The 26,483-nt window shown below is 60.3% G+C and carries 21 protein-coding genes; 8 read left to right on the top strand and 13 right to left on the bottom strand.

All coding sequences use genetic code 11. The features are described 5' to 3' along the window. Positions 1–52 precede the first annotated feature (52 nt). The 3 genes from LAB08_RS16180 to copC form a co-directional block, all read right to left on the bottom strand. Positions 53–1,348: an OprD family porin gene (locus tag LAB08_RS16180; protein ID WP_096510929.1), complete on the bottom strand. Its 1,296-nt coding sequence runs from the start codon at positions 1,346–1,348 to the stop codon at positions 53–55. 236 nt (positions 1,349–1,584) lie between these two features. Further along, a complete protein-coding gene (gene copD / locus LAB08_RS16175) occupies positions 1,585–2,442 on the bottom strand; it encodes a copper homeostasis membrane protein CopD (RefSeq protein ID WP_096510931.1) in 858 nt (285 codons plus the stop codon). A 3-nt stretch (positions 2,443–2,445) separates the two neighbouring features. Then, positions 2,446–2,811 carry a copper homeostasis periplasmic binding protein CopC gene (gene copC / locus LAB08_RS16170; RefSeq protein ID WP_096510933.1) on the bottom strand — a complete coding sequence of 122 codons (366 nt, stop codon included), beginning with the start codon at positions 2,809–2,811 and terminating at the stop codon, positions 2,446–2,448. 139 nt (positions 2,812–2,950) lie between these two features. Between copC and LAB08_RS16165 the strand changes: the two genes are divergently transcribed. Beyond that, positions 2,951–3,571 (top strand): TetR/AcrR family transcriptional regulator, encoded by a 621-nt coding sequence (locus LAB08_RS16165; RefSeq protein ID WP_096510935.1) that lies wholly within the window; start codon positions 2,951–2,953, stop codon positions 3,569–3,571. 142 nt (positions 3,572–3,713) lie between these two features. Here the strand turns inward: LAB08_RS16165 and preA are convergent, their stop codons facing one another. The 3 genes from preA to hydA form a co-directional block, all read right to left on the bottom strand. Beyond that, entirely contained in the window at positions 3,714–4,988 is a 1,275-nt protein-coding gene (preA, locus tag LAB08_RS16160) for an NAD-dependent dihydropyrimidine dehydrogenase subunit PreA (protein WP_096510937.1), read from the bottom strand. After that, positions 4,989–6,356, bottom strand: a complete 1,368-nt coding sequence (locus LAB08_RS16155) for an NAD(P)-dependent oxidoreductase (RefSeq protein WP_096510939.1) — start codon at positions 6,354–6,356, stop codon at positions 4,989–4,991. It lies immediately after the preceding gene. Positions 6,357–6,512: 156 nt separating this feature from the next. Then, positions 6,513–7,952 carry a dihydropyrimidinase gene (gene hydA, locus LAB08_RS16150; protein WP_096510941.1) on the bottom strand — a complete coding sequence of 480 codons (1,440 nt, stop codon included), beginning with the start codon at positions 7,950–7,952 and terminating at the stop codon, positions 6,513–6,515. A gap of 545 nt (positions 7,953–8,497) precedes the next feature. Here hydA and LAB08_RS16145 point away from each other — a divergent pair. The 4 genes from LAB08_RS16145 (at position 8,498) to LAB08_RS16130 (ending at position 13,524) form a co-directional block, all read left to right on the top strand. Then, positions 8,498–9,982, top strand: coding sequence for an NCS1 family nucleobase:cation symporter-1 (locus tag LAB08_RS16145; RefSeq protein WP_096510942.1), 1,485 nt, complete (start codon positions 8,498–8,500; stop codon positions 9,980–9,982). Between the two features lie 147 nt (positions 9,983–10,129). After that, a complete protein-coding gene (locus LAB08_RS16140; protein ID WP_096510944.1) occupies positions 10,130–11,413 on the top strand; it encodes a Zn-dependent hydrolase in 1,284 nt (427 codons plus the stop codon). Between the two features lie 176 nt (positions 11,414–11,589). Next, positions 11,590–13,086, top strand: a complete 1,497-nt coding sequence (locus LAB08_RS16135; protein WP_096510946.1) for a helix-turn-helix transcriptional regulator — start codon at positions 11,590–11,592, stop codon at positions 13,084–13,086. Between the two features lie 186 nt (positions 13,087–13,272). Then, the gene (locus LAB08_RS16130) at positions 13,273–13,524 is read left to right on the top strand and encodes a DUF1652 domain-containing protein (RefSeq protein ID WP_096510948.1); all 252 of its coding nucleotides are present in this window, start codon (positions 13,273–13,275) and stop codon (positions 13,522–13,524) included. Between the two features lie 459 nt (positions 13,525–13,983). On the opposite strand, the gene LAB08_RS16125 is transcribed toward LAB08_RS16130, so the two are convergent. The 5 genes from LAB08_RS16125 to LAB08_RS16105 all read right to left on the bottom strand — a co-directional run bounded on the left by LAB08_RS16125 (position 13,984) and on the right by LAB08_RS16105 (position 18,252). Then, positions 13,984–14,751, bottom strand: coding sequence for an SDR family oxidoreductase (locus LAB08_RS16125; RefSeq protein ID WP_096510949.1), 768 nt, complete (start codon positions 14,749–14,751; stop codon positions 13,984–13,986). 154 nt (positions 14,752–14,905) lie between these two features. After that, positions 14,906–15,973, bottom strand: a complete 1,068-nt coding sequence (locus tag LAB08_RS16120; RefSeq protein ID WP_096510951.1) for a phosphotransferase family protein — start codon at positions 15,971–15,973, stop codon at positions 14,906–14,908. Between the two features lie 143 nt (positions 15,974–16,116). After that, entirely contained in the window at positions 16,117–17,082 is a 966-nt protein-coding gene (locus tag LAB08_RS16115; protein WP_096510953.1) for a 2-hydroxyacid dehydrogenase, read from the bottom strand. A gap of 136 nt (positions 17,083–17,218) precedes the next feature. Beyond that, a complete protein-coding gene (locus LAB08_RS16110; RefSeq protein ID WP_096510955.1) occupies positions 17,219–17,839 on the bottom strand; it encodes a TetR/AcrR family transcriptional regulator in 621 nt (206 codons plus the stop codon). A 29-nt stretch (positions 17,840–17,868) separates the two neighbouring features. Then, a complete protein-coding gene (locus tag LAB08_RS16105; RefSeq protein WP_096510957.1) occupies positions 17,869–18,252 on the bottom strand; it encodes a tautomerase family protein in 384 nt (127 codons plus the stop codon). A 378-nt stretch (positions 18,253–18,630) separates the two neighbouring features. Here LAB08_RS16105 and LAB08_RS16100 point away from each other — a divergent pair, with 378 nt between their 5' ends. Further along, positions 18,631–19,911, top strand: coding sequence for a serine/threonine transporter (locus tag LAB08_RS16100; protein ID WP_096510959.1), 1,281 nt, complete (start codon positions 18,631–18,633; stop codon positions 19,909–19,911). Between the two features lie 94 nt (positions 19,912–20,005). After that, positions 20,006–21,658: a SulP family inorganic anion transporter gene (locus LAB08_RS16095; RefSeq protein ID WP_096510961.1), complete on the top strand. Its 1,653-nt coding sequence runs from the start codon at positions 20,006–20,008 to the stop codon at positions 21,656–21,658. 182 nt (positions 21,659–21,840) lie between these two features. Here the strand turns inward: LAB08_RS16095 and acnB are convergent, their stop codons facing one another. Continuing rightward, positions 21,841–24,441 carry a bifunctional aconitate hydratase 2/2-methylisocitrate dehydratase gene (acnB, locus tag LAB08_RS16090; protein ID WP_096510963.1) on the bottom strand — a complete coding sequence of 867 codons (2,601 nt, stop codon included), beginning with the start codon at positions 24,439–24,441 and terminating at the stop codon, positions 21,841–21,843. A 458-nt stretch (positions 24,442–24,899) separates the two neighbouring features. Between acnB and LAB08_RS16085 the strand changes: the two genes are divergently transcribed. Beyond that, positions 24,900–25,370, top strand: a complete 471-nt coding sequence (locus LAB08_RS16085) for a DUF1289 domain-containing protein (RefSeq protein ID WP_096510965.1) — start codon at positions 24,900–24,902, stop codon at positions 25,368–25,370. 100 nt (positions 25,371–25,470) lie between these two features. Here the strand turns inward: LAB08_RS16085 and LAB08_RS16080 are convergent, their stop codons facing one another. Continuing rightward, complete coding sequence (locus LAB08_RS16080; protein WP_096510967.1) at positions 25,471–26,334, bottom strand: universal stress protein; 864 nt, start codon at positions 26,332–26,334, stop codon at positions 25,471–25,473. Between the last annotated feature and the right edge of the window lie 149 nt (positions 26,335–26,483).

The following is a 26,483-nucleotide window of genomic DNA, read 5'->3' as shown; positions in this document are numbered from 1 at the left end:
ATTAATGTTGAATGTTAAACCGCTTTCGCGAGCAGGCTCGCTCCCACTGTGGTTACAGCAGGCTGATTGGATAGCTGATGAATATCCGGTTTTCATCGAACTCGTTGGTGCTGAAGTTCTTGCGGATACTCGCGTTGCGCCATTTGACGTTGAGGTTTTTCAGCGGTCCGCTCTGCACGGTATAGGCCAGTTCCGATTCGCGTCCCCACTCCTTGCCGTCGGTGATAGTGCCGGTGTGCACGTTGTCGCCGCTGATGTAGCGGTTCATCAGGGTCAGGCCGGGAATGCCGAGGGCAACGAAGTTGTAGTCGTGGCGCACCTGCCACGATTTTTCCTTGGCGTTGTCGTAGCTGGAGTTGTAACTGTCGTTGGCCAGGGTGCCGCCGCTGGTGCCGTTGACCCGCATCCAGACATCATCACCGCTGAGTTTTTGCAGGCCGACGTAGAACGTGTTGCCACCGTACTTGGCCGAGAGCAGGGCGAAGGCGGTTTTGTTGTCGAGGTCGCCGGCCAGGGCGCTGCCGTCTTCCTTGCCGATGAAATAGCCAAGGTTGGCGCCCAGGGTCCAGTCGCCCAGGGGCTGGCTATGAGTCAGGTTGAAATACTGCTGCTGATAAATATCGCTGAGTTCGGCGTACCACACACCGATCTGGGTATGTTTGTCGTTGAAGGCGTATTCGCCACCCCCGAAGTTGAACCGGTCCGAGGTGAACGCCGCTTTGCCGTTCATGAACATGTCTTCCATGCTCGCATCGTTGCGCGGGCTGTTCTGGCGGAACTGACCGCCGTAGAGCGTCAGGCCACTGATTTCAGTGGAGGTCAACTGAGCGCCCTGGAAGGTTTGCGGCAGCGAGCGGCCGTCGTCGGAGCGCAGGATCGGCAGCACCGGCATCCATTCGCCGACCTTCAATTCGGTTTTCGACACCTTGCCCTTGAGCGCCACGCCCAGGCGGCCGAAGTTGTCGGCAGGGCGGCCGTCATCGTGGATCGGCAGCAACTGAGTACCGCCAGTGCCTTTGCCGCCATCGAGCTTTTGCGAGTACAGCCCCAGCACATCCACACCGAAGCCGACCGGGCCTTGGGTGTAACCGGATTTGGCATCGAGGATGAAGTTCTGCGTCCACTCTTCAGCCTTGCCCTGGGGGTAGGCCGGGTTGGTGAAGTTGCGGTTGAAGTAGGCGTTGCGCAGATTCAGCGTGGCTTTGGCGTCATCGGTGAAACCTTCGGCCTGGCTGACCATGGGCAGGGCGAGGGCGAGGCTACTGCAACCGATCAGGCTCAGGGTATGACGACGGGCAAAGGTGGGACGGAGACTGCGGAGGGATGAATTGCGGGCGAGTTTGCTCACTGTGACGCTCTCTTGTTTTTTGTTGTTATGTTTGTCATACGTCGTCGTACAACATGAGGGCGATTATTTGCGAGGGCTTTACGTGTTGTCAATCAGAAGTTGTACGATGACATAGGGGCTTCGTTGACCCTGTGGGAGCGAGCCTGCTCGCGAAGACGGACTGTCAGTCAACATTGAGGGTGAATGTGAGATTGCTATTCGCGAGCAGGCTCGCTCCCACAGGTGATTGGGGGGTGTCAGCTGGAAATCATCGGCGGCATGGTGCCGAGTAGTGAGACCGCTGCCACCGCGCCCATCCCCAGCAGCCATTCCAGCATCACGCTCTTGCGCAAGGTCGCCAGACGCGGTTGGCAATCGTTGGCCCGCAGCCGGTTAAACAAGGCCAACCCAAGCATTGCCGCAACCAACGTGACCTTGAACGACAGAATCAAGGCAAACCCGGATAGCAGGGGCGTCGGCCAGAAGGCCCCTGTAAGCACCCGCACGTTGATCAGGCCAGTGACCACCAACCCGGCCACCAACGCGTAACCGACACCACTGAAGCGCTGCAACAGCGCGCTGATGGAATGCCCGTCAGGTCGCCACAGGATCATCACCAGCAACATCAAGCCACCGAGCCAGGCACCGACGCAGGTCAGGTGCACCAGTTGATTGAGGATCAGCAGTTGGCCTTCGATACCGTCGAGCATGGCGCCATGACCGACCGGGGCCAGGGTCGCCATCAGCAAGCTGCCGAGAATAATTTGCAAGGGCCGGTTGGCGCGCAGCGGTGTCAGCAGCAACACGACCAGCACCGCGTTGAGCACCAGGTGCCAGCGCCAGACCTGACCAAAAAAAGTACGGTCCAGCACCAGGCGCAAGGTCGATGGCTCGAACGCTGCGTCCCAGGCGCCAGCCATGCTGGCGGTGACCAGCAGCAACCAGCCAACACCGCTGATCAGCGCCACGGCCGCCAGCCAACGGCTGACACGGGCCAGCGGCTGATCCAGCGTTGTGCCGCGCGCCAACAGCAGCGGCCTGAACACCCACGCCCCGAATAGCATCAGCACCACGGTGAAATGCAGGAAACGGCACAGCACCATCGCGCTCGTCATGTATTACTGGCCGACCGTGAACGCGTAAGCACCTTCGCTTTTGTGGGTATCGACCGACACGACGTGCCACTCGACTTTGTAGTCGCCTTTGGTCAATGGGACGGCCGGGGTGACGATCAGGGTCTTTTTATCGCCGCCTTGGGTGATCAGGCTTTTCACCAGTACATCGGCACCGTCCTTGGTGATCGTGACTTTGCAGAAGTCGGCTTCGACCCCTTCGGAAAAGACCAGGCTCAACTCTGCCGGCGCGCTGACGGTGCTGTCGGCGGCAGGCGTCTGGCTTTTCAAGTGGGCGTGTGCCCACACCGACGAAGCGGCGAGCAGCGAGCCGAGCAGGACGGTAGTGGTCAGGGTTTTCTTGAAGCGCATGTTGAGTCCCTCGGCGACAGGTTCGATGTGGGCGCAAGTTTAGTCGCGCAACGCGAGTTATACGAAGTTTGCTTTTACCCTGTCGCCGCGAGGTAGAGCGGATGCTAGTCTTGTTTAACGCTGTTGTCAGGGAGCCCTCATGGGCAATCACAAGATCGAGATTCGTCGCAGTAACGTCGAGAAAATTCTGCTGGGGGCCGAGAAGGTTTTCGCCGAAAAAGGCTTCGGCAGCACCGCCATGGCCGACATCGCCGCCGAGGTGCAACTGCCTCGCTCCAATCTGCATTACTACTTCAGCACCAAGACCGAGCTATACAGCGCCGTACTGTTGGGCCTGCTGGAAGTGTGGAAGCAGGACGCGCTGTGCTTCGAGATGTTCGATGACCCGAGGGTGGTGCTCAGCAGCTACATCCGCGCCAAGATGAACCACTCTCGCAGCCGGCCCTACGGTTCGAAAGTCTGGGCCAACGAAATCATCCACGGCGCACCCACCCTGGGCGAGACACTGGACGCCAGCCTGTACGACTGGGCCAAGATGAAAGAAGCGAAAATCCGCCAGTGGGTGGACGACAAACGCATCCTGCCGGTGGAACCCTCGAGCCTGCTGTACATGATCTGGGCCTCGACCCAGCACTACGCCGACTTCGATCACCAGGTGAATATTCTCAATGACCATCAGCCGCTGTCGGACATGCAGTTCGAGCGGGCGGTGCAGACGGTGACGAGTGTGATTTTGCGGGGGATTGGGTTGGAGCCTTGAAGAGGTGCGGTGTTGCGGCTGGCCTCATCGCGGGCAAGCCCGCTCCCACAGGGATCTCTGGTGTACACAGCATTTGCGTACGACATAAATCACTGTGGGAGCGGGCTTGCCCGCGATGAGGCCAGCCCGGACAACACATTATTCAAACGGCGACGTGATACGGATTCCTCGGATCATGGTTCCAATCCAGAAACGGCTTCCCGGTGTCCACCGGCACCATTTCGATGCAGTCCTGCACCGGGCAGGTGATCTGGCATAAATTGCAGCCCACGCATTCCTCATCGATCACTTCATAGGCGTGGGTCCCATCGGCCTTTTTCACGCTGGCTACCGCCTGGTGCGAGGTGTCTTCGCAGGCGATGTGGCAACGGCCGCACCCGATGCACGCCTCCTGGTCGATCTTCGCGATCACCTGATAGTTGATATCCAGGTACTTCCAATCCGTGGTATTGGCCACGGCTCGCCCTGAGAACTGCGAAATGCTCGCGTAACCCTGACTGTCCATCCAGCGCGACAGACCGTCCTTCATTTCCTCGACGATCCTGAAACCGTGCAGCATCGCCGCTGTGCACACCTGCACCGAACCACTGCCCAGGGCGATGAATTCCGCCGCGTCGCGCCAGTTGCCGATGCCGCCAATGCCACTGATGGGCAGGCCCTGGGTCTGCGGGTCGCGGGCGATTTCGGCAACCATGTTCAGGGCAATCGGCTTGACCGCCGAACCGCAATAGCCGCCATGGGTGCTCTGGCTGCCGACCATGGGATTGGCCACCATACGCTCCAGGTTGACGCTGGTGATCGAGTTGATGGTGTTGATCAGCGACACCGCATCGGCGCCGCCCCGGTGCGCCGCGCGGGCGGCGACACGGATGTCGGTGATGTTAGGGGTGAGCTTGACGATCACCGGCAGCGAGCAATACGTCTTGCACCAACGGGTGACCTGCTCGACATACTCCGGCACCTGGCCGACTGCCGCGCCCATGCCGCGCTCCGGCATGCCGTGGGGGCAGCCGAAGTTCAATTCGATGCCGTCGGCACCGGTGGCCTCCACCAGCGGCAGGATGTTTTTCCAGGACTCTTCGACACAGGGCACCATCAACGACACGATCAGCGCGCGGTCCGGCCAGTCCTTTTTGACCTGGGTGATTTCCCGCAGGTTGATCTCCAGCGAACGATCGGTGATCAGTTCGATGTTGTTAAAGCCGAGAACCTCTCTATTAGCCCCGAAATGCGCCGAGTAGCGCGACGACACGTTGACCGCCGCCGGGTCTTCACCCAGGGTTTTCCAGACCACGCCGCCCCAGCCGGCCTCGAAGGCGCGGACCACGTTGTAGGCCTTGTCGGTCGGTGGCGCGGAGGCCAGCCAGAACGGATTGGGGCTTTTGATGCCGGCGAAGACAATCGACAGATCGGCCATTTACGCAGCCTCCACGTTGAGCATCAGTTGAGCATTGATGGCCTCGGCGGCCTGTTTGCCATGTTGCACCGCTTGCACGGTAAGGTCCTGGTCCAGGCTGGTGCAGTCGCCGCCGGCATACACGCCGGGGATGCTGGTACGCAGCTGTTCGTCCACCAGAATGCGATCGCCCTGGCGCTTGAGTTCCCGGGCCAATGGGTCGGCGAGGGCGGTTTCATCGAAGGTCTGGCCGATGGCTTTGAAGATTGCATTGGCGGGCAGTTCGAAGGTTTCGCCGGTGGTCTGCAGGCGGCCCTCGACCAGGTGGGTGCGGGCGAAGCGCATGCCGCGCACCTGACCCAGATCATCGAGCAGCACTTCGTCCGGTTGCGCCCAGGTCAACAGGCGTACCTGATTGGCCTTGGCAATGTCCTGTTCATGGTGGGTGGCGCCCATGTCTTCGACACCACGGCGGTACACCAGGTTGACGTCATGGGCACCGAGGCGGGCCATTTGCACGGCCATGTCGATGGCGGTATTGCCGGCGCCGAGCACGATGCAATGGTCAGCCAGCGGCAATTGGGTCAGATCATCGGCCTGGCGCAGCTCGCGGATGTAGTCGGTGGCGGCCAGCAGTCCGGGTGCCTCTTCATGCAGTAGACCCAGCTGTTTGCTGGCATTGAGGCCAAGGCCGAGGAATACCGCGTCGAACTGTTGATGCAGGTCGCTGAGGCTCAGGTTGTCGCCGAGCTTCTGTCCGTGGCGGATTTCGATGCCACCAATCTCCAGCAGAAAATCCAGCTCCTTCTGCGCGTAATCGTCCACCAGTTTGTACTTGGCGATTCCGTATTCATTGAGGCCGCCGGCCTTTTCCCGTGCCTCGAAAATCACCACGTCATGGCCGTGCATGGCGCTGCGATGGGCACAGGACAACCCGGCCGGACCGGCGCCGACCACGGCAATCCGTTTTCCGGTGGTGGCGGCACGAGGGAAGGGGTGCTGGCTGAAATGCGCATTGTCTACCGCATAGCGCTGCAGCAGGCCGATCAACACCGGCGCGCATTCTTGGGCGTTGTTGCGCACACAGGCTTGCTGGCAGAGGATCTCCGTCGGGCAGACCCTGGCACAACTGCCGCCAAGTATGTTGGCCGAGAGGATTTTCTGTGCCGCGCCCTGGACGTTGTCCTGATGGATGTTGCGGATGAAGGAAGGGATATCGATTTCGCTCGGGCAGGCATTGACGCAAGGCGCGTCGTAGCAATACAGGCAGCGCGAGGCTTCCAGATGGGCCTGTCGGTCATTGAGCGGCGGTGCCAGATCGGTGAAATGGCCGGCGAGGGCGGCCGCATTCTCGTAAGGGTGCGGGAGGTGGCTCAGGGTCTTGATCACGATTTTTGGCCTCACGGTGATGGAGGTTATGCCTCTGCATGGGCATTGCTTTTGTTGTTGTCTGATCCGGCCTCTTCGCGAGCAGGCTCGCTCCCACAGGGGGACGCATTTCAAGTGTGGGAGCGAGCCTGCTCGCGAAGGCCGAAGGCCTCGATCTCAGCGTTTCACAGCCGTCGGCTTATGCTGCTCTGCCCGCTTGCTCAACAAATCAAACACCGCCGGATAAGCCGGCCGTTCGATGTAGCGCCCGGCCCCGCGCTCGGCGCGCAAGTCGCCGTCGGCCCAGACTACCCGGCCCTGGCTGATGGTGTGGCTGGGCACGCCGCGCACGACCTTGCCTTCGAAGATGTTGAAATCGACCTGCTGGTGGTGGGTCTTGGCCGAAATCGTTCGTGTGCCTTGCGGGTCCCACAGCACCAGGTCGGCGTCGGCACCGACGCGGATCGCGCCTTTGCGTGGGTAAAGGTTGAAGATCTTCGCGGTGTTGGTCGAGGTCAGGGCGACAAAGTGCTGCATCGACAGACGCCCGGTGTTCACCCCTTCTTCCCAGAGCACGGCCATGCGGTCTTCGATGCCGGCAGTGCCATTGGGGATCTTGCTGAAATCGTCCTTGCCGGCGGCTTTTTGCTCGGCGCAGAAGCAGCAGTGATCGGTGGCGGTGGTGTGCAGGTTGCCGGCTTGCAGGCCATGCCAGAGCGCTTCCTGATGACCGCGAGGGCGGAAGGGCGGGCTCATCACGTAACCGGCGGCGGTCTGCCAGTCCGGGTGTTGATAGACGCTGTCGTCCAGCAGCAAATGCCCGGCCAGCACTTCGCCGTAGACCGGTTGGCCCTTGGCCCGGGCGTAGGTGATTTCGTCGAGGGCTTCCCGGGTCGAGACATGCACCAGGTACAGCGGCGTGCCCAGGGTTTCGGCAATGCGGATCGCCCGGCTCGCGGCTTCACCTTCGACCTGGGAAGGACGCGACAGCGGATGGGCTTCCGGCCCGGTCATGCCCTGGGCCATCAGCTTGCGTTGCAGGTGATAGACCAGCTCGCCGTTTTCTGCGTGCACGGTGGGCACCGCGCCCAATTCCAGGCAACGCTCGAAACTCGCCACCAGGGTGTCGTCGGCTGCCATGATCGCGTTTTTGTAAGCCATGAAGTGCTTGAAACTGTTGACTCCATGATGGTTCACCAGCTCGGCCATTTCCTCGCGGACCTGCTCGCTCCACCAGGTGATGGCGACGTGGAAGCCGTAGTCGGAAGCCGATTTTTCGGCCCAGCCGCGCCATTGATGAAAGGCTTCCATCAAGGACTGCTGTGGATTGGGAATCACGAAGTCGATGATCGAGGTGGTGCCACCGGCCAGACCCGCCGCCGTGCCGCTGAAAAAGTCCTCGCTGGCCACGGTGCCCATGAAGGGCAGTTGCATATGGGTGTGCGGGTCGATGCCGCCGGGCATCAGGTATTGACCGCCGCCGTCGAGTATCTCGGCACCTGCCGGCGCTTCGAGGTTTTCGCCGATGGCCTTGATCACGCCGTCTGCGCAATACACGTCGGCGCGATAACTTTCATCATGGGTAATAACGGTGGCGCCACGAATCAACAGAGACATTCCGGATTCCTCGCAGGCATGACCGACTGATGCCGGTTCTTGACGTTCTTATATGAAGACAGCGGAAACAGGTATGTTCCTGTCAGCGCTGTCAGGAATAAACGCTAGCTGCTGTTAGAGGAATCAGCAAGAATATTTTTTATAAGCTTATATCTGTTTTAACACATTGATAATTAAAGATTAAAATTAAAAATCACCAAAATGGTGAGGCCGCTCACCATTTTGACGCACTTGACAGGATCGAAATATGGTCAAGATTTCCTATGTGAAATCAGCTGATTGAGCGTGGTCTATGGTTGATGCACGGCATTGAAAAAAAGATCCACGCACCAGATTGAGTCCTGTCTGTTCGGACAACTTGCCTGACATTCGGCCTGAGTGGCATTGCAAGTAACCGCCGGGAATCAATAGATGTATGAATAAAATCAGATACTTGCAAAGTGTTTATGGAACTGCCCGATGCGCAGACGGGGTGCCCGGCACGTTTATTGATGTCGCCAGCCCCTGATGAGCAAAAAAATAATTCAAAGAACAGTGGAGCGGCCATGCAACAGATCAGATCGCAAGTGACCGAGCGCGACGGCTTGTTTGAGCTGGAAGCCGGCAGCGATGTCCTCGACAGTCCCCGTTACAACCACGACATGGCACCGACCAAGGTGCGCGAACGAACCTGGAATAAATGGCACATCACCGCTCTATGGGTCGGCATGTCGATCTGCGTGCCGACCTATACCCTCGGCGGTGTACTCACCGCGTACTTCGGCCTGAGCGTCGGTGAAGCGCTGATGGCGATTCTGTTCGCCAATATCATCGTGTTGATTCCCTTGACCCTGAACGCCTTTCCCGGCACCAAGTACGGCATTCCGTTCCCGGTGTTGCTGCGCTCGTCGTTCGGCATCCTTGGCTCCAACATCCCGTGCCTGATCCGCGCCCTGGTGGCGTGCGGCTGGTTCGGTATCCAGACGATGTTCGGTGGTCTGGCCATTCACCTGTTCCTGGGGTCGATTTTCGATGGCTGGAAATCCCTGGGCGGCACCGGTGAAGTCCTGGGGTTCATGATGTTCTGGACGCTGAACCTGTGGGTGGTGATTCGCGGCGCCGAGTCGATCAAATGGCTGGAAACCCTGTCCGCGCCGTTGCTGGTGGCCGTGGGTGTGGGGTTGCTGGTGTGGGCGATGCCCAATGTCTCGATGACCGAATTGCTGGCGATTCCGGCCAAGCGTCCTGAAGGGGCCAGCGTGGTCAGTTACTTCGCCGCCGGGCTCACCGCCATGGTCGGGTTCTGGGCCACGTTGTCGCTGAACATTCCTGACTTCAGCCGCTATGCCGAAAGCCAGAAGGCGCAGATCGTCGGGCAGATCATGGGCTTGCCACTGACCATGTTCCTGTTCGCTTCGCTGGGCGTGGTCATGACCGCCGCCTCGGTGAAGCTGGTGGGCGTGACCGTCTCCGACCCGGTGACGCTGATCGGCCATATCCAGAGCCCGGTCTGGGTCGCGTTGGCCATGGCACTGATCATCATCGCCACGCTGTCCACCAACACCGCGGCCAATATCGTGTCGCCGACCAACGACTTCCAGAACATTGCGCCCAAGGTGATCAACCGCACCAAGGCGGTGATGCTCACCGGCTTCGTCGGCCTGGCGCTGATGGGCCATGAACTGCTCAAGAAGCTTGGGCTGATTGTCTCGGACGTCAGCCTGGAAACCGTCTACTCCAACTGGTTGCTGGGCTATTCCAGCCTGTTGGGTCCGATTGCCGGGATTATGGTGGTGGACTATTTCCTGATCAAGAAACAGCAACTGGACCTTGCCGGGCTGTACCGCGATGACGTGTACCCGGCGTGGAACTGGAACGGTTTTCTCGCGTTCGGTGTGCCGGTGGTGCTGACGCTGTTGTCCCTGGGCAGCGACGCATTCAGCTGGTTCTACAGCTATGGCTGGTTCACCGGCTCGGCCCTTGGCGGGTTGATTTATTACGGGTTGTGCGCGATGCGGCCCAGTCCATCCGTGGCGAAATCTGCGGTGTGAAGGAGGCCCTAATCGCTGGCAAGCCAGCTCCCACAGGTTATGTGAACACCTGGGAACCTGTGGGAGCTGGCTTGCCAGCGATGAGGACCTGAAGGGCCCCAAAGAACTGCCTGAAGAAACCTATAAGAACAGCCTGAGGAGATCATCATGAACGCAGCCGTAGACGTTCTGCAGTCCACCCATCAGCACATCAACCGCGATCGCCTGTGGCAGTCGCTCATGGAACTGGCCAGGCTCGGCGCCACGGTCAAGGGCGGCGTCTGCCGCCTGGCCCTGACCGACCTCGACCGCCAGGCCCGCGATACGTTTGTGAAGTGGTGCATCGATGCCGGCTGCACCGTCAGCATCGACGCCGTGGGCAATATCTTCGCCCGTCGTCCCGGGCGCAACCCCGATCTGCCGCCGGTGATGACCGGCAGCCACATCGACACCCAGCCCACCGGTGGTAAGTTCGACGGCTGCTTCGGCGTGCTGGCCGGGGTCGAAGTGCTGCGCACCCTCAACGACCTGGGCATCGAAACCGAAGCGCCGCTGGAAGTGGTGGTGTGGACCAACGAAGAAGGCTCGCGCTTCGCCCCGTGCATGATGGGCTCCGGCGTGTTCGCGGAAAAATTCACCCTGGAAGAAACCCTGGCCAAGGTCGATGCCGAGGGCGTGACCGTCGGCGAGGCGCTGAACGCCATCGGTTATGCCGGGCCGCGCGCGGTCAGCGGCCACGCGGTGGGCGCCTACTTCGAAGCGCACATCGAGCAAGGGCCGATTCTGGAAGATGAACGCAAAACCATCGGCGTCGTCATGGGCGCCCTCGGGCAGAAGTGGTTCGACCTGAAACTGCGCGGTGTCGAAGCCCATGCCGGCCCGACCCCGATGCACCTGCGCAAGGATGCACTGGTCGGCGCCGCGGTGATCGTCGGCGCCGTCAACCGCGCCGCGCTCGGTCATCAACCCCACGCCTGCGGCACCGTCGGTTGCCTGCAAGCCTATCCCGGCTCACGTAACGTCATCCCCGGTGAAGTGCGCATAACCCTCGACTTCCGGCATCTGGAGCCGTCACGCCTGGACGCGATGATCGCCGAAGTCCGCGAAGTCATCGAAACCACCTGCGAGGAACATGGCCTGACCTACGAGCTGACACCCACCGCCGACTTCCCGCCGCTGTATTTCGACAAGGGCTGCGTCGAAGCGGTACGCGGCGCCGCGCAAGGGCTGGGCCTGTCCCACATGGACATCGTCAGCGGCGCGGGACACGACGCCATCTTCCTCGCCGAACTCGGTCCGGCCGGGATGATCTTCGTGCCGTGCGAAGGTGGCATCAGTCACAACGAAATCGAGAACGCCGCGCCGGATGACCTGGCAGCGGGGTGTGCGGTGCTGTTGCGGGCGATGCTGGCGGCGTCGGCGGCGATTGCCGGGGGGCAATTGGCTGCATAAGGCCTGTCCTGCCCTTTGTCGGAGGGAGTTTGCTCGCGATGGTGGATCAGACACTCAGCGTTGTCTGACACACCATCGCGAGCAGGCTCGCTCCTACAGAGGGTGATTGTGCTCTTGTCGCACTATCCCGTAGCCCCGCGGTCGACATCTTCACAGATCGCCCCCGGGGAGAACCCATGAGCCAAGACGTCCTGAGCACCGAAACCAGCCGTCGCCAGTTGCAGCAGATCATCACCGGCCTGTCCGACGGCGTGATCCTGCTGGAACTGGACGAGACGATCGTCTGGGCCAACGACGCCGCGCTGGCCATGCATGGCGTCGAGCGGATCGGCGAGCTGGGGGCCGACGCCAAGGAGTACGCGCGGCGCTTCGCCTTGCGTTATCGCAACAATCACCCGGTTCCGGTCGCCAACTACCCGATCAGTCGTGTGGCTCGCGGCGAGACGTTCAGTGACGTGCTGGTCGAGTTGACGCCGACCCATGACGAAGCTCGCACCTGGGTCCATCGTGTGCGCAGCCTGGTAGTGACCGACAACCATGGCGAGCCGGCGTCATTGGTGCTGATCATGGACGATGTCACTGACTGGGCCAGCGCCGAGCAGCGCTTCGAAAAAACCTTCGCCGCCAACCCGGCGCCTGCGGTGATCTGCCGTCTGAGCGATTTGCGCTACATCAAGGTCAATCCCGGTTTTCTCGAAATGACCGGCTATGCCCGCGATCAAGTGATCGGCCACTCGACCTATGAGCTGGACGTGCTGGACCAGGCCGAAAACAAGGACCTGGCCAAGCAACGCTTGCGCGAAGGCGCAACCATTCCGCAAATGCAGGCCGAGCTGCGTATGGCTGATGGCGGCAGCAAGCAAGTGATCGTCGCCGGGCAACCCCTGGAATTCAACGACGAACCCTGCATGCTGTTTTCCTTCGTCGACATGGAGCCCCGGCACAAGGCCGAAATCGCCCTGCGCCAGAGCGAGGAGCGTTTTGCCAAGGCGTTCCGCCTGACGCCGGTGCCTATCCTGGTGTGCAGCGCGGCTGATCAGGTGGTGCTGGATGTGAATGAGGCGTTTCTCGATACCCTCGCGTATCCCCGCGAAGAGGTGCTGGGCAAGACCATCGCCGAGATCGACTTCATCCATGACAGAGGGGCGAAGACAGCACTGTTCATGGCGCTGGAGAACAGCGCAAGCCTGGATCGCGTTGATGTTCGCGTGCGTAAGAAAGACGCCGAACTGATCGACTGTGCCGTATCGGCGGACACCGTGAACATCCAGGACAGCCCTTGCTACTTGCTGGTGTTGATGGACATCACCGAACGCAAACGCACGGAGCTGGAGCTGGTGGCGGCCATCGAGGAGGTGATGAAGGACGCCTCGTGGTTCAGCCGCACGTTGATCGAAAAACTGGCCAACGTAAAGAATGTCAATTCACCGCAGTTGCCCAGTGTGTCCTACACCGACCTGACGGCGCGGGAGCGAGAGGTACTTGAGCTGATCTGCGAAGGCCTGGCCGACAAGGAGATTGCCGCGCGGCTCAAGCTTGCGCCGAACACGGTGCGCAATCACGTGGCGACGGTGTACTCCAAGCTGGATCTGCACAGTCGCGGCGAAGCGATTGTCTGGGCGCGCGAGCGTGGGTTGTTCTCCAGTGCCGGGCGATCCAGGGGGCAGCGTTAAGGTGCAAATGCACTAGTCGCTCTAGTGCAAATGGATGTTTTGGCGAGGTGCGACGGCTCTTAGGCTGAGAGCGTGTGAACGGGGATCCCTGGATCTTCCGTCCGCGATTTCTCCAGCCGCTCAAGGACCCGCCATGCACCCAAAATCCATTCCATTCGCAGCCCCTTGCCACGAGGGTCAATTGTAATGATTCACGTGGCGCAACTGCGGCTGCTACTGGAGCGCAGCTTTTCTCCCCTGGCCTGCGATTGCACGGTCAGCGGCGATCATTCGTTGACAGTGAAGCTCTACCATCCGGTATCGGGGGAGGTGGACCTGGTGGTCAGCGGGTTGAACGTTACAACACTCAACACCAGCGAAGCGGTCGTGGCGCTGATCGAGGAACTGCGTTACGAACTGGAAAGCAACACCCTGCATCGCCCCGATCCTGTTCGCTGATTTTTGTCGGTTTTGACTCCCGGTCGGACTTCTAGACCCACAAAAGCAGCTTTTCTGTGACCCATTCGTGAACTTTTTGGCAGCGTTTCGTTGTCACAAACTTATCGATCACTTATCGCGGGTCATCTTATGAACAGTTTCGGGAAATGCATTTTCGCTCCGATTGCACTCAGTGCCGTGATTCTCGGTGGTTGTGCCAGCCCGCCACCCCCTCCACCGGCTGCACCGCCGCCACCGCCTGAGCGTACCTGTCAGACCATGGATAAAACCGATGTCATGGGCGATGTGAGGGCTGAAGAGGGAGAAGTGACCCGGCTCACTACCACGACGCGCTGTGTCACCCAGTAAAAGCTGATATTGCCGTGTTTTTGTAGGAGCGAGGCTTGCCCGCGAAGGCGTCTGTGAGATCGCCTTCGCGGGCAAGCCTCGCTCCTACAAAAAATCAACATCAAAAGTGGATCAGGACAGGAAACCACCGTCCACGTTCAGCGAAACGCCCGTGGTGTAGCTCGATGCATCGCTGGCGAGGTAGAGCACCGCGCCGGCCATTTCGCTCGGATCCGCGACGCGCTTGAGTGGAATCTGCTGCAGCGCGGTGTTCAGGATGGCCTCGTTCTTCACCAGTGCCGAAGCGAACTTGGTGTCGGTCAGGCCTGGCAACAGGGCGTTGCAACGGATACCGAATTGCGCGCATTCCTTGGCGAATACTTTGGTCATGTTGATCACGGCCGCCTTGGTCACCGAGTAGATGCCCTGGAACACGCCCGGCGAAACACCGTTGATCGACGCCACGTTGATGATGCTGCCGCCACCGTTCTCGCGCATCAGCTTGCCGGCTTCCACCGACATGAAGAAGTAGCCGCGGATGTTGACGTCGACGGTCTTCTGGAACGCACTGAGGTCGGTATCCAGCACGTTGCAGAACTGCGGGTTGGTCGCCGCGTTGTTGACCAGGATGTCCAGGCGCCCGAACTGTTCCTTGATGCCGGCGAAGACCTGGCTGATCTGTTCCATTTCACCGATATGGCAGGCGATGGCCGTCGCCTTGCCGCCGGCGGCGATGATCGCGTCGGCCACGTGCTGGCAGCCTTCGAGTTTGCGGCTCGAAACGATGACATGGGCACCTTGCTGCGCCAGCAGTTTGGCGATGGCTTCACCGATGCCACGGCTGGCGCCGGAGACGAAAGCGATCTTGCCGTCGAGGTCGAACAACTGAGTCTTGGACATGGGATTTTCCTTATTGGAGATCTGGATCAAAGGCTAATTCTGTCCACTGTAGGAGCGAGCCTGCTCGCGAAAAACGTCCGGACAACGCGTTCATCCAGCTGGCACGCGTTATCGTTGACGAGCATCGCGAGCAGGCTCGCTCCTACAGGGGGGGTCAGAGGCTGGATTTCTGGATCACTTGCAGGCTCATCTGCTCCAGCAGTTTGTTCATGTGAATGAACTGCGCGAAGCGTTTGTCCTGAGTCTGGCCATGGTAGAAGCGGTAGTAGATCTGCTGCACGATACCGGCCAGGCGGAACAGGCCGTAGGTGTAGTAGAAATCGAAGTTGTCGATCTGGATGCCCGAGCGTTCGGCGTAGTAATCGACGAACTCGCGGCGGGTCAGCATGCCCGGTGCGTGGCTCGGCTGGCGGCGCATCAGTTGCACCGGCGGCGGGTCCCCGGCTTCGATCCAGTAGGCGAGGGTGTTGCCCAGGTCCATCAGCGGGTCGCCGAGGGTGGTCAGTTCCCAGTCGAGCACGCCGATGATCTGCATCGGGTTGTTCGGGTCGAGGATCACGTTGTCGAAGCGGTAGTCGTTGTGCACGATGCTGGAGGTCGGGTGATCGGCCGGCATCTTGTCGTTGAGCCAGGCTTTCACCGCTTCCCACTGCGGCGCGTCCGGGGTCAGGGCTTTCTCGTAGCGATCACTCCAGCCTTTGATCTGTCGCGCCACGTAACCTTCGGGTTTGCCGAGGTCCCCCAGGCCATAGGCGTTGTAGTCGACCCGGTGCAGTTCGACGAACTTGTCGATGAAACTCTTGCACAGGGCTTCGGTTTTCGCCGGATCGAACCCCAGTTCCGGTGGCAGTTCGGAGCGCAGGATGATGCCCTTGACCCGTTCCATCACGTAGAACTCGGCGCCGATCACCGATTCGTCGGTGCAATGCACATAGGCTTTCGGGCAATACGGAAAACCGTCGCGCAGTTGATTGAGGATGCGGAATTCGCGCCCCATGTCATGGGCGGACTTGGCCTTGTGGCCGAAGGGCGGCCGACGCAGGACGAACTCCTGTTCAGGGTATTCGAGCAAATAGGTGAGGTTCGATGCGCCGCCCGGAAACTGGCTGATCTGCGGCAACCCGCCAAGGCCTGGAATGTGCGCCTTGAGGTAGGGGTCGATCAGGCTGGCATCGAGTTCTTCGCCGGAGCGGATACGGGTGGACTGGTCAGTAAGCGCCATGCTTATCCCTTCTGCTTATTCTGGAGGCCTGCAACTATTGGCTAATCTAATGCGCGCACCCGGTACCCACAACCACGAACGGCCCTTATAGGTGAGCGTGTTGCCGGGCAATCATTGTTTTTGATACACCTGTTTGAATAGTCCTACACAACAGCGTTGCTGCTGATGGCTGGCAGCTCTATCGGGGTCAATACGGGTTGGCCGGAAAAAAACGCCACGAGGTTGCGGCCCACCAGTTCGACGGTGCCCTGGGTGGCCTCCGGCGATAACCCGGCGACATGCGGGGTCAGGATGACGTTGGACAGGGATTTGAACGCGTCCGGGACCTGCGGCTCGGCATCGAACACATCCAGCGCGGCACCGGCGATGCGCCGTTGCTCAAGCGCGGAAATCAGGTCAGCGGTGACCACCACGCTGGCCCGGGCGATGTTGACGAGGAAACCCTTGGGGCCGAGGGCGTCGAGAACCTGGCGGTTGATCAGGTGTTGGGTGCCGAGGCCGCCAGGGGCGGCGACGATCAGAAAGTCCGAGGCGCGTGCCAGCTCGGTAGGGGTCGAGCAGAAGTCATAGGGCACGTCGCTGCGATGTTGGCGGTTGTGGTAACTCACACTCATGTCGAAGCCCGCGGCAGCGCGTTTGGCGATGGCCATCCCGACGGCGCCGAGGCCGAGAATACCCAGGCGTTTGCCGGCGAGGGAGGGGCGCATGACTTTCGGCCACTCACCCCGGCGCACGGCGGCATCGCAACGCGGCACATCACGTACCAGCGACAGCAACAGGGCCATGGCGTGGTCGGCCACGGACGAGGCGTTGACCCCGGCACCGTTGGTGACGGTGATGCCCCGGTTCGCGGCGGCTTGCAGGTCGACCATTTCATAACCGGCGCCGATCACGCAGATGATCTTCAGGTTAGGCAGGGCGGCTATTTCATCGGTATACAGGCCCAGTGGACCGCGGGTGAGGACAGCGTCGATCTGCCCGCCGTGACGGCTGATGGCTTCGGCGCGCTCGGCGGGGGTCGGGGCCAGAATCAGGTGGAAACCCTGATGTTCGAGAATGGGCAGGTAATCATTGATGGTTTCAACCAGTACCAGAACGGTTGCGGGCATGCTTGGCTCCTGTGGGCATCGGATATCGGACTCGAACGTCGCTTGAGATTGCTGGCCCCGGAACGTTTTGGCAATGTTGTCTTCGAAGCCACGCTTCTCAGTGTAGGAGCTGGCGTCGCCTGCGATACATTTACTGTTACGCCGAATCTTCAGGTTGGGGAGGGGAGCCTGGCTTTTCTGTTGTCAGAAAACTGCGCGCGGCCTCGAGGATTTCATCCGACAGGGCTTCACCCCGGGTAGCCCGGGCCAGCGTCAGGGCGCCGACCATCAGCGAGTACTGCACCAGCGCCTGTTGCCGGTTTTCGGCGCTATCCTGTGAGTCCATCAACTTGGCGAACGAGTCGAGCAGGCGGTTCAGGCCCGCCATGAACGGTTCGCGCAAACCACTCCCGGCGCTTTCATGGCACATGTCGCCGGCGAAGGCCACCACCGGGCAGCTCTCGCCGGGATTGTCGCGACTATTGACCGACAGGTACGGCTCGATCAGGGCGCGGCGCGCGGCGGCCTTGTCGTCAGTCGTGGCGACCCGCTCGCGCCAGCGCGTGCCCACCTCTTTGAATGCCCGCTCGCTGGCCTCCCTGGCCAGCGCTTCCTTGGACTCGAAGTGACCATAGAAGCCGCCATGGGTCAGGCCGGCAGCGGCCATCACATCGACGACACTGATCCCATGCAGGCCTCGCTCGCGGAACAATCGTGTAGCAGCGTCGACGATGATTTCGCGGTTGAGGTCGGCTTGCTTGCGGGAAACTCGGGGCATTGGCGGCTCACAGGTAGCTGGATGGAAAGTCAGAGAGCGTATTGGGCAATACCATTGCCGAACGACCAGTTCTCCTTCTTCACTTCCACCAGATTAATGAAAACATCTTCCAGACGCACGGCCAGTTCTGTGTTGAGACTCTCGGCGATGGTTTTGTAGAGCAGTTTTTTCTGTTCGACGGTACGGCCTTCGCTCAGGGTGATCTGAATGATGACCAGGCCGTCGCTGCGCGGGATGCCCAGGTACTGGGGATCGAAGATGAAGTGATGCTCATCGTGTTCGGCGAGGATCTGGAAGTTATCGTTTTCCGGCACGCCAATGGTGGTGCGCATGGCGGCATAGATCAGTTGGCCGATGCGTTTGGCGTAGGTGGGGTCCTGTTGCTTTTTGATTTCGACGCGAACCAGTGGCATGGGATGACTCCAGATCGAGGGCAGGTGTGTTTAAAAATACATGATGAACAACCTTTATCAAGTGCCCATTGTCGTTTGGCGATGAAACGCAAAGCCCGAAAATAGCGAAATCCCTGTGGGAGCTAGCCTGCTCGCGAAAGCGGTGTGTCAGTCACCTCAATGGTGGATGTGCCACCGTATTCGCGAGCAGGCCCGCTCCCACAGGGTTTTCTGCTGCTCACATTTATTAAATTGGCACCACCGTCCCTCACCTAAGTCTTTGCTTCTGTTCACTAATCCTCCAGAATCGCGCCCCTGTTTCGGCCGGGCGCTGCCTGTCGGGTATTCCGACGCGTTCTGGCCGGGTGGCAAGTGACCGGAATGTGGAGATCCCACCGGATGAATGATCAGGCCAATAGCGTTAACGAACGCTATGTAGCAGCGACACCAGCGACCCTTTCGAGCTGGAATCGTCAAGACACCACCTGGATGCTGGGCCTGTTTGGCACGGCGATTGGTGCGGGAACCCTGTTTTTGCCGATCAACGCAGGCCTGGGTGGCTTCTGGCCGCTGTTGGTCCTGGCGCTGCTGGCGTTCCCGATGACCTTCTACGCACACCGCGGCCTGACCCGCTTCGTGCTGTCGGGCCGTGAAGGTGCCGACATCACCGAAGTGGTGGAAGAGCATTTCGGCCTCAAGGCCGGCGCATTGATCACGTTGCTGTATTTCTTCGCGATCTTCCCGATCCTGTTGATCTACAGCGTGGCCCTGACCAACACCGTGGGCAGCTTCCTCGAACATCAACTGCACATCATGCCGCCACCGCGCGCGGTGCTGTCGCTGGTGCTGATTCTCGGCCTGTTGGCCGTGGTGCGCTGCGGTGAGCAAATGATCGTCAAGGCCATGAGCCTGATGGTGTACCCGTTCATCGTCGCACTGCTGTTCCTGGCGGTGTTCCTGATTCCGCACTGGAACGGCGGCATCCTGACCACGGCCAGCACGTTGCCTGAGCCGTCGGCGCTGTTGCACACCCTCTGGCTGGCAATCCCGGTGATGGTGTTCTCGTTCAACCATTCGCCGATCATCTCGGCGTTCGCGGTGGACCAGAAGCGTCGTTACGGTGACCACGCCGAGCAGCGCAGTTCGCAAATCCTGTCCCGCGCCCACGCCTTGATGGTGGTGATGGTGCTGTTCTTCGTCTTCAGCTGCGTGCTGACCCTGTCGCCGGCGCAACTGGCGGAAGCGAAAGCGCAGAACCTGTCGATCCTGTCGTACCTGGCCAACCACTTCAGCAACCCGACGATCGCCTTCGCGGCGCCGTTGATTGCGTTCGTGGCCATTTCCAAGTCGTTCCTGGGGCACTACATCGGCGCCAGCGAAGGCCTCAAGGGCCTGATCGTCAAAAGCGGCAAGCGTCCGTCCGCCAAGACCCTGGACCGCATGACCGCCGCTTTCATGCTGGTGGTGTGCTGGATCGTCGCCACATTGAACCCGAGCATTCTCGGCATGATCGAAACCCTCGGTGGCCCGGTGATCGCGGCGATCCTGTTCCTGATGCCGATGTATGCCATCCGCAAGGTACCCGCCATGGCGCGTTATCGCGGTCAGGCGTCGAACGTGTTTGTGGTGGCGGTAGGTCTGGTGGCGATCAGCGCGTTGATCTACTCCTTGACCGCGTGATCGACCGGCCTGCTCGCGCAGTGCCTGATTGACAGCTACAGTGGCCGCTGCACGTGATACGTGCAGCGGTTTTTTTTCGCCTGGAGACTCCGGATTGCCGAGCGCCTTACCGCCCAACCCCGTTGAACCACCCAATCGCTGGCAGGACCTGCTGGCAGGTGTGTCGATTGCCGGCCTGCTGCTGCCCGAGGCAGTCGCTTATTCAGGCATCGCCGCACTGGCACCCCAGGCCGGGGTGATCGCCCTGTTCGCCGGATTGCTGTGTTATGGCCTGTTCGGCACCAGCCGCTTCGCCATTGTCTCGGCCACCTCATCCTCCGCCGCCGTGCTGGCCGCCGCGACCGCCACCCTGGCCAATGGCGACGAGCAATTGCGCTCGACCCTGGCCTTCAGTCTGGTGCTGGTGACCGGGGCGTTTTTCTTGCTGGCCGGGTTGTTCAAGCTCGGCAGCGTGACGTCGTTCATCGCCAAACCGGTGCTGCGCGGTTTTGCCTTTGGCCTGGCACTGACCATCATTCTCAAGCAGGTCGCCAGCGTGGTCGGTGTGCATTTGACCGATGCCAACCTGGTGCGCTTTTTGCCGCAACTGCTGGAACAATTGCCGCAATGGAACTGGGCGGCGGCTGGCGTCGGTGCCGTGGCATTGGTTTTGTTATGGTTGTTCGCACGGTTTCGACGTCTGCCAGGTGGTTTGTTGGTGGTGGTCATTGGCATCGCGGCGGGGCATTGGCTGGACTTGCCGGCTTATGGGGTGAAGCTGATCGGTGTGATCGACCTGAGCCTGGAGGTGCCGGCGCTGCCGGTACTGCCGTTTGCCGACTGGTTGCGTCTGGGTGAATTGGCGTTCGCCATGGTGATGATTCTGTATGCGGAGTCTTATGGCTCGATCAGTGCCTATGCGCTCAAGCACGGGGATCGCGTCACCTCGAACCGCGACCTGCTGGCGCTGGGGGCCAGCAACCTGTTGTCCGGACTGTTCCACGGCATGCCGGCCGGCGCAGGGTATTCGGCCACGTCGGCCAATGAGGCGGCGGGAGCCACTTCGCGTCTGGCGGGTATCGTGGCAGCGCTGGTGGTGCTGGTCATTGTCCTGACAGTACTGCCGTACATCGCCCTGACCCCGGAGCCGATCCTTGCCGCCATCGTCGTCCATGCCCTGGGACGCGGCTTGAGCCTGCAGCCGCTGGGGCGGTATTTCATCTGGCGCCGTGACCGTCTGCTGGTGATCTGCGCCGTGGGTGCGGTGTTGGTGCTGGGGGTGCTGGACGGCTTGCTGGTGGCCGTGGCGATCAGTGTGTTGCTGATGCTCAAGCAGATGTCGGCGGCGGATATTCAGATTCTGGGGCGCATCGATGGCGGTCACGACTTTGTCGACCTGCAACGCCATCCAGCGGCGCAAACCGTGCCAGGGGTGTTGATTGTCCGGCCGGGTGAGGCGTTGTTCTTTGCCAATGTCGAGCGGATTCTTGGCGGCGCCTTGCGTCTGATCCGGCACTCGCAGGAGCCTGTTCATTCAGTGATTCTCAGCCTTGAGGAATCCCCTGACCTGGATGGCACCAGCATCGAGGCGCTGCAGGCGTTTTTCGTGCAGGTGCATCAGGAAGGCAAGCGCCTGACGCTGGCTCGTCTCAAGGACAGTGCGCAAGCGGCGCTGGCGGCATTGCCGGAGGTGGAGGCCAACGGGGTGGTGCTGAGTGGGTTGAGCGTGGATGGGGCGGTGCAGCAGGTCCTCGAGCTGAACAAATGATTGTGCTGAATGTGCTGGCCTCGTCGCGGGCAAGCCCGCTCCCACAGGTTTTGTGAACGACATCAATTACTGTGGGAGCGGGCTTGCCCGCGATGAGGCCGGAACAGGCAGCAACAGTTTTACAGGCATAAAAAAACGCCGCCCATCTCACGATGGGCGGCGTTTTTCATTGCGTTGCAACGTTAGGCTTGAACGACCGGGATGTTGGCGTTCGCAGCAGCTTCACGGAACTCGGCGATCTGGTCGAAGGACAGGTAGCGGTAGACATCGGCCGCCATGCTGTCGATCTTGCCAGCGTATTCCATGTACTCCTCGACGGTCGGCAGGCGACCCAGGATGGACGCCACGGACGCCAGCTCGGCCGAAGCCAGGTAGACGTTCGCGCCGTCACCCAGACGGTTCGGGAAGTTACGGGTCGAAGTCGACACAACGGTCGAGTTCGGCTCTACGCGTGCCTGGTTACCCATGCACAGCGAGCAGCCCGGCATTTCCATGCGCGCGCCAGCTTTACCGTAGATGCCGTAGTAGCCTTCTTCGGTCAACTGGTGAGCGTCCATCTTGGTCGGTGGCGACAGCCACAGACGGGTTGGCAGCTGACCCTTGACCTGATCCAGCAACTTGCCGGCAGCGCGGAAGTGACCGATGTTGGTCATGCAGGAACCGATGAACACTTCGTCGATCTTCTCGCCAGCAACGCTGGAGAGCAGGCGAGCGTCGTCCGGGTCGTTCGGCGCGCAGAGCACAGGCTCCTTGACGTCGGCCAGGTCGATCTCGATGACTTCGGCGTATTCCGCGTCGGCATCGGCTTCCATCAGCTCAGGGTTGGCGATCCAGGCTTCCATCGCTTGGGCGCGACGTTCCAGAGTACGTACATCGCCGTAGCCTTCGCCGATCATCCAGCGCAGCAGGGTGATGTTGGACTGCAGGTACTCGGTGATCGAGTCTTTCGACAGCTTGATGGTGCAACCGGCAGCCGAACGTTCGGCCGAGGCGTCGGACAGTTCGAAAGCCTGTTCGATGCTCAGGTTGTCCAGGCCTTCGATTTCCAGGATGCGGCCGGAGAAGGCGTTTTTCTTGCCTTTCTTCTCGACGGTCAACAGACCTTTCTGGATTGCGAAGTAAGGAATGGCATGAACCAGGTCACGCAGGGTGACGCCAGGTTGCATTTTGCCTTTGAAGCGCACCAGGATCGATTCCGGCATGTCCAGCGGCATGACGCCGGTGGCGGCGGCGAACGCAACCAGGCCGGAACCGGCCGGGAACGAAATGCCCATCGGGAAACGGGTGTGGGAGTCACCACCGGTACCGACGGTGTCTGGCAGCAGCATGCGGTTCAGCCACGAGTGGATGATGCCGTCGCCCGGACGCAGGGAAACGCCGCCACGGGTCATGATGAAGTCAGGCAGGGTGTGGTGGGTGGTCACGTCGATCGGCTTCGGATAAGCCGCGGTGTGGCAGAACGACTGCATCACCAGATCAGCGGAGAAGCCCAGGCAGGCCAGGTCTTTCAGTTCGTCACGGGTCATTGGACCGGTGGTGTCCTGAGAACCCACGGTGGTCATCTTCGGTTCGCAGTAGGTGCCAGGACGCACACCGGCTACGCCGCAAGCTTTACCAACCATTTTCTGCGCCAGGGTGAAACCCTTGGTGCTTTCAGCAGGAGCTTCAGGCTTCTTGAACAGGTCGAACGGAGGCAGACCCAGCTCGGCGCGGGCCTTCTCGGTCAGGCCACGGCCAATGATCAGCGGGATACGGCCGCCAGCACGTACTTCGTCCAACAGGACCGGGGTCTTCATTTCGAAGGTGGTCAGGACTTCGTCGGTGCCGTGCTTGCAGACTTTGCCAGCATGCGGGTACAGGTCGATCACGTCGCCCATGTGCATGTTGGACACGTCGAATTCGATTGGCAGTGCGCCGGCATCTTCCATGGTGTTGTAGAAGATCGGAGCGATCTTGCTGCCGAAGCAGAAGCCGCCTGCACGCTTGTTCGGCACGTAAGGAACGTCGTCGCCGAAGAACCACAGTACCGAGTTGGTTGCCGATTTACGCGAAGAACCGGTACCGACCACATCACCGACGTAGGCGATCGGGAAGCCGGCGTTGCGCATTTCTTCGATCTGCTTCATCGGACCGGTGACGCCTTGTGCGTCAGGCACGATGCCGTCGCGAGCCATTTTCAGCATGGCCAGGGCGTGCAGCGGGATGTCCGGGCGGGACCAGGCATCGGGAGCAGGGGACAGGTCGTCGGTGTTGGTCTCGCCAGTCACCTTGAATACGCGCAGGCTGATCTTGTCGGCCAGGGTCGGGCGGTTCTTGAACCACTCGCCATCAGCCCAGGATTGCAGCACGCCTTGGGCGTGAGCGTTGCCTTTCTTGGCGCGTTCAGCAACGTCGTGGAAGGCATCGAACATCAGCAGGGTGTGCTTGAGTTCTTTGGCAGCTACTGGTGCCAGTTCGGCGTCGTCCAGCAGGTTTACCAGAGTCACGATGTTGTAGCCGCCCTGCATGGTGCCGAGCAGTTCAACAGCGCGCTTCTTGTCGATCAGGGGGGATTGGGCTTCGCCTTTGGCGATGGCGGACAGGAAACCGGCCTTGACATAGGCCGCTTCGTCCACTCCAGGCGGAACGCGATTGGTGATCAGGTCAACGAGGAATGCTTCTTCGCCAGCCGGGGGATTTTTCAGCAGCTCGACCAGGCCTGCAGTTTGTTCGGCGTTTAGCGGCTGGGGAACGATACCCAGTGCTGCGCGCTCTTCGATATGTTTGCGGTAGGCTTCAAGCACAGTTATTACCCTCATCAGTGGTCCCAAATGGGTGTCCGGGACGCTCATCCCGAAATTGCCGTACTCATGCGCTGCATGGCGTTGTGAGCCACTTAGCCAGAATTACCGGCAATTCCTTACAGAAGCTGCTTTCAAAGTTTTACGCCTGCAGAACGGGAGCTGATGAGGGTTGGCGTTGGGCTTTTCCCCGCTGGAAAAACCTTTCGCCAACACCGCTCTGAAGGAACGACTGTGCTCGTGACGCTTTGAAAACAGCTTCTAACGGACATTGGCGCCTAAAAAGGCAGGCTGATTCTACGGCAAAAAAAAATTAAAGGTAAGTCAGGGTTTATTGGACTTTGGTGGTGACGGTCGCCAAAGGCCGCCAGACCCTTTGGCCCTGAACTTTGAGGGGTGATCAATGGCGGACAAAGGGCTAACATGCCGGCCTGTTTTGCTTTTTCGTGTTCTGCCTGCCTATGCCCAATCAAACCATCAAGACCCCCTGTGTCGGCCTTTGCTCCACTGTTTACGGTGACCTGGTGTGCCGTGGCTGCAAGCGTTTCCACCATGAAGTGATTCACTGGAACGGTTACAACGAGGAAGAAAAGCGCGCGGTGTGGCTGCGTCTTGAGCAGCTGTTGTCCCAGGTGATGGCGGCCAAGGTGGAAATTTTCGATGCGTCGCTGCTCAGAACCCAGCTGGAGCAGCGCAAGATCCGTTTCGTGCCGCACCAGTCGGCTTATTGCTGGGCGTACCAGTTGATCGCTCGTGGGGCGCGGGTCATCAACAATCTGGAGGCCTACGGGATGGTGCTGCTGCCGGAGTTCCGCGACTGGAACCTGCCGGAACTGCGCGATGCCATCGATCGGGAGTTTTTCCTGCTCTCCGAGGCGCATTACCAGCGCTACATTGCGCCGGGTTTCCTCAAGGATGCGTTTGGCGGTTGACCGTTAAAAGCATCGCGGGCAAGCCTTGCTCCTACAGACGGTGGAGATCCTGTAGGAGCAAGGCTTGCCCGCGATGACAATCTTCCAGGCACGGCAACTCTCAATGCTTGTTCGCAATCTCCTCCAGATGATCCTCGACCTCCTGCGGCTTGAGCACCAGCACATCGCTCTCCACCGCATCGAGCACCACTTCCGCCGTATTGCCGATCAACGTTCCCGAGAGACCGCTGCGCGCTACGGTGCCGATCACCGTCACTGCCGCCTGCAGCTTGTGCACCATGAAGGGAATCAACACATCCGCCGGGCCTTCCGCGATGTGCAGGTGTTCGTCATCGATGTCGAACTCGGCCTGGAACGCCTTGCACTGTTCGCGATAACGCGCCTCGATGGTTTCGCTAAGCTGGTAGGTCGGGTCGGGCGATGACAACATTGGCGACGGATGGGCGCTGATCACGTGCAACTGGGCCTTGGCCAGGCTGGCGATGTCATAGCCGTGATCGATGATGGTGTTATGCAAGTGACGGTGTTCAAGGTCCTGGTTGCCCACATCAATGGCCGCCAGAATCACCTTGTCCTTCCACGAACCCGCGGTTTTCACCAGCAGCACCGGCGTCGGGCAATGACGCAGCAATTTCCAGTCTGCCGGGGTCAACAGGGCTTTTTTCAGCGCACTGTCGGGGAAATGCTGCTTGATCACCAGGCCACAGCCCTCGGCCTGCTGCACATCGACGATGGTTTCCTGCAGGCTCTGGTTCCACGCCTGTTCGGTGGTGACGCTGTAACCGTCTTCCAGCAAAGCGGCCTTGAGCACGCTCAGCATGGCGCTGTGATCATGTTTGGGGTCGCACACCAGCAGGTGCAGATGCGCCTGGGTGACGCCGGCAATCAATTTGGCCCGTTTGAGCGCCAGGCTTTCCGAGTGTTCGGGTTCGATGACCACCAGAATGCTGCGTATGGCTTGCATGAGCGGGATCTCCTGAAAATGAAAAAGCGTGGCGTTGCACAACTATAGTTGCTGCTTGTGGCAAGGGGTGTTGATGCATATCAACGGTCGTCGACTGGTGGTCTGCCGACAGGCCGGTATAATCGGCGCCCTTCGTTTAGAACCTTTAA

The sequence above is a fragment of the Pseudomonas izuensis genome (assembly GCF_002356535.2).
GTDB classification, from domain to species: Bacteria; Pseudomonadota; Gammaproteobacteria; order Pseudomonadales; family Pseudomonadaceae; genus Aquipseudomonas; species Aquipseudomonas izuensis.
Note: the sequence above shows the minus strand (reverse complement) of the source record. Positions and strands in the feature narration are given on the sequence as shown.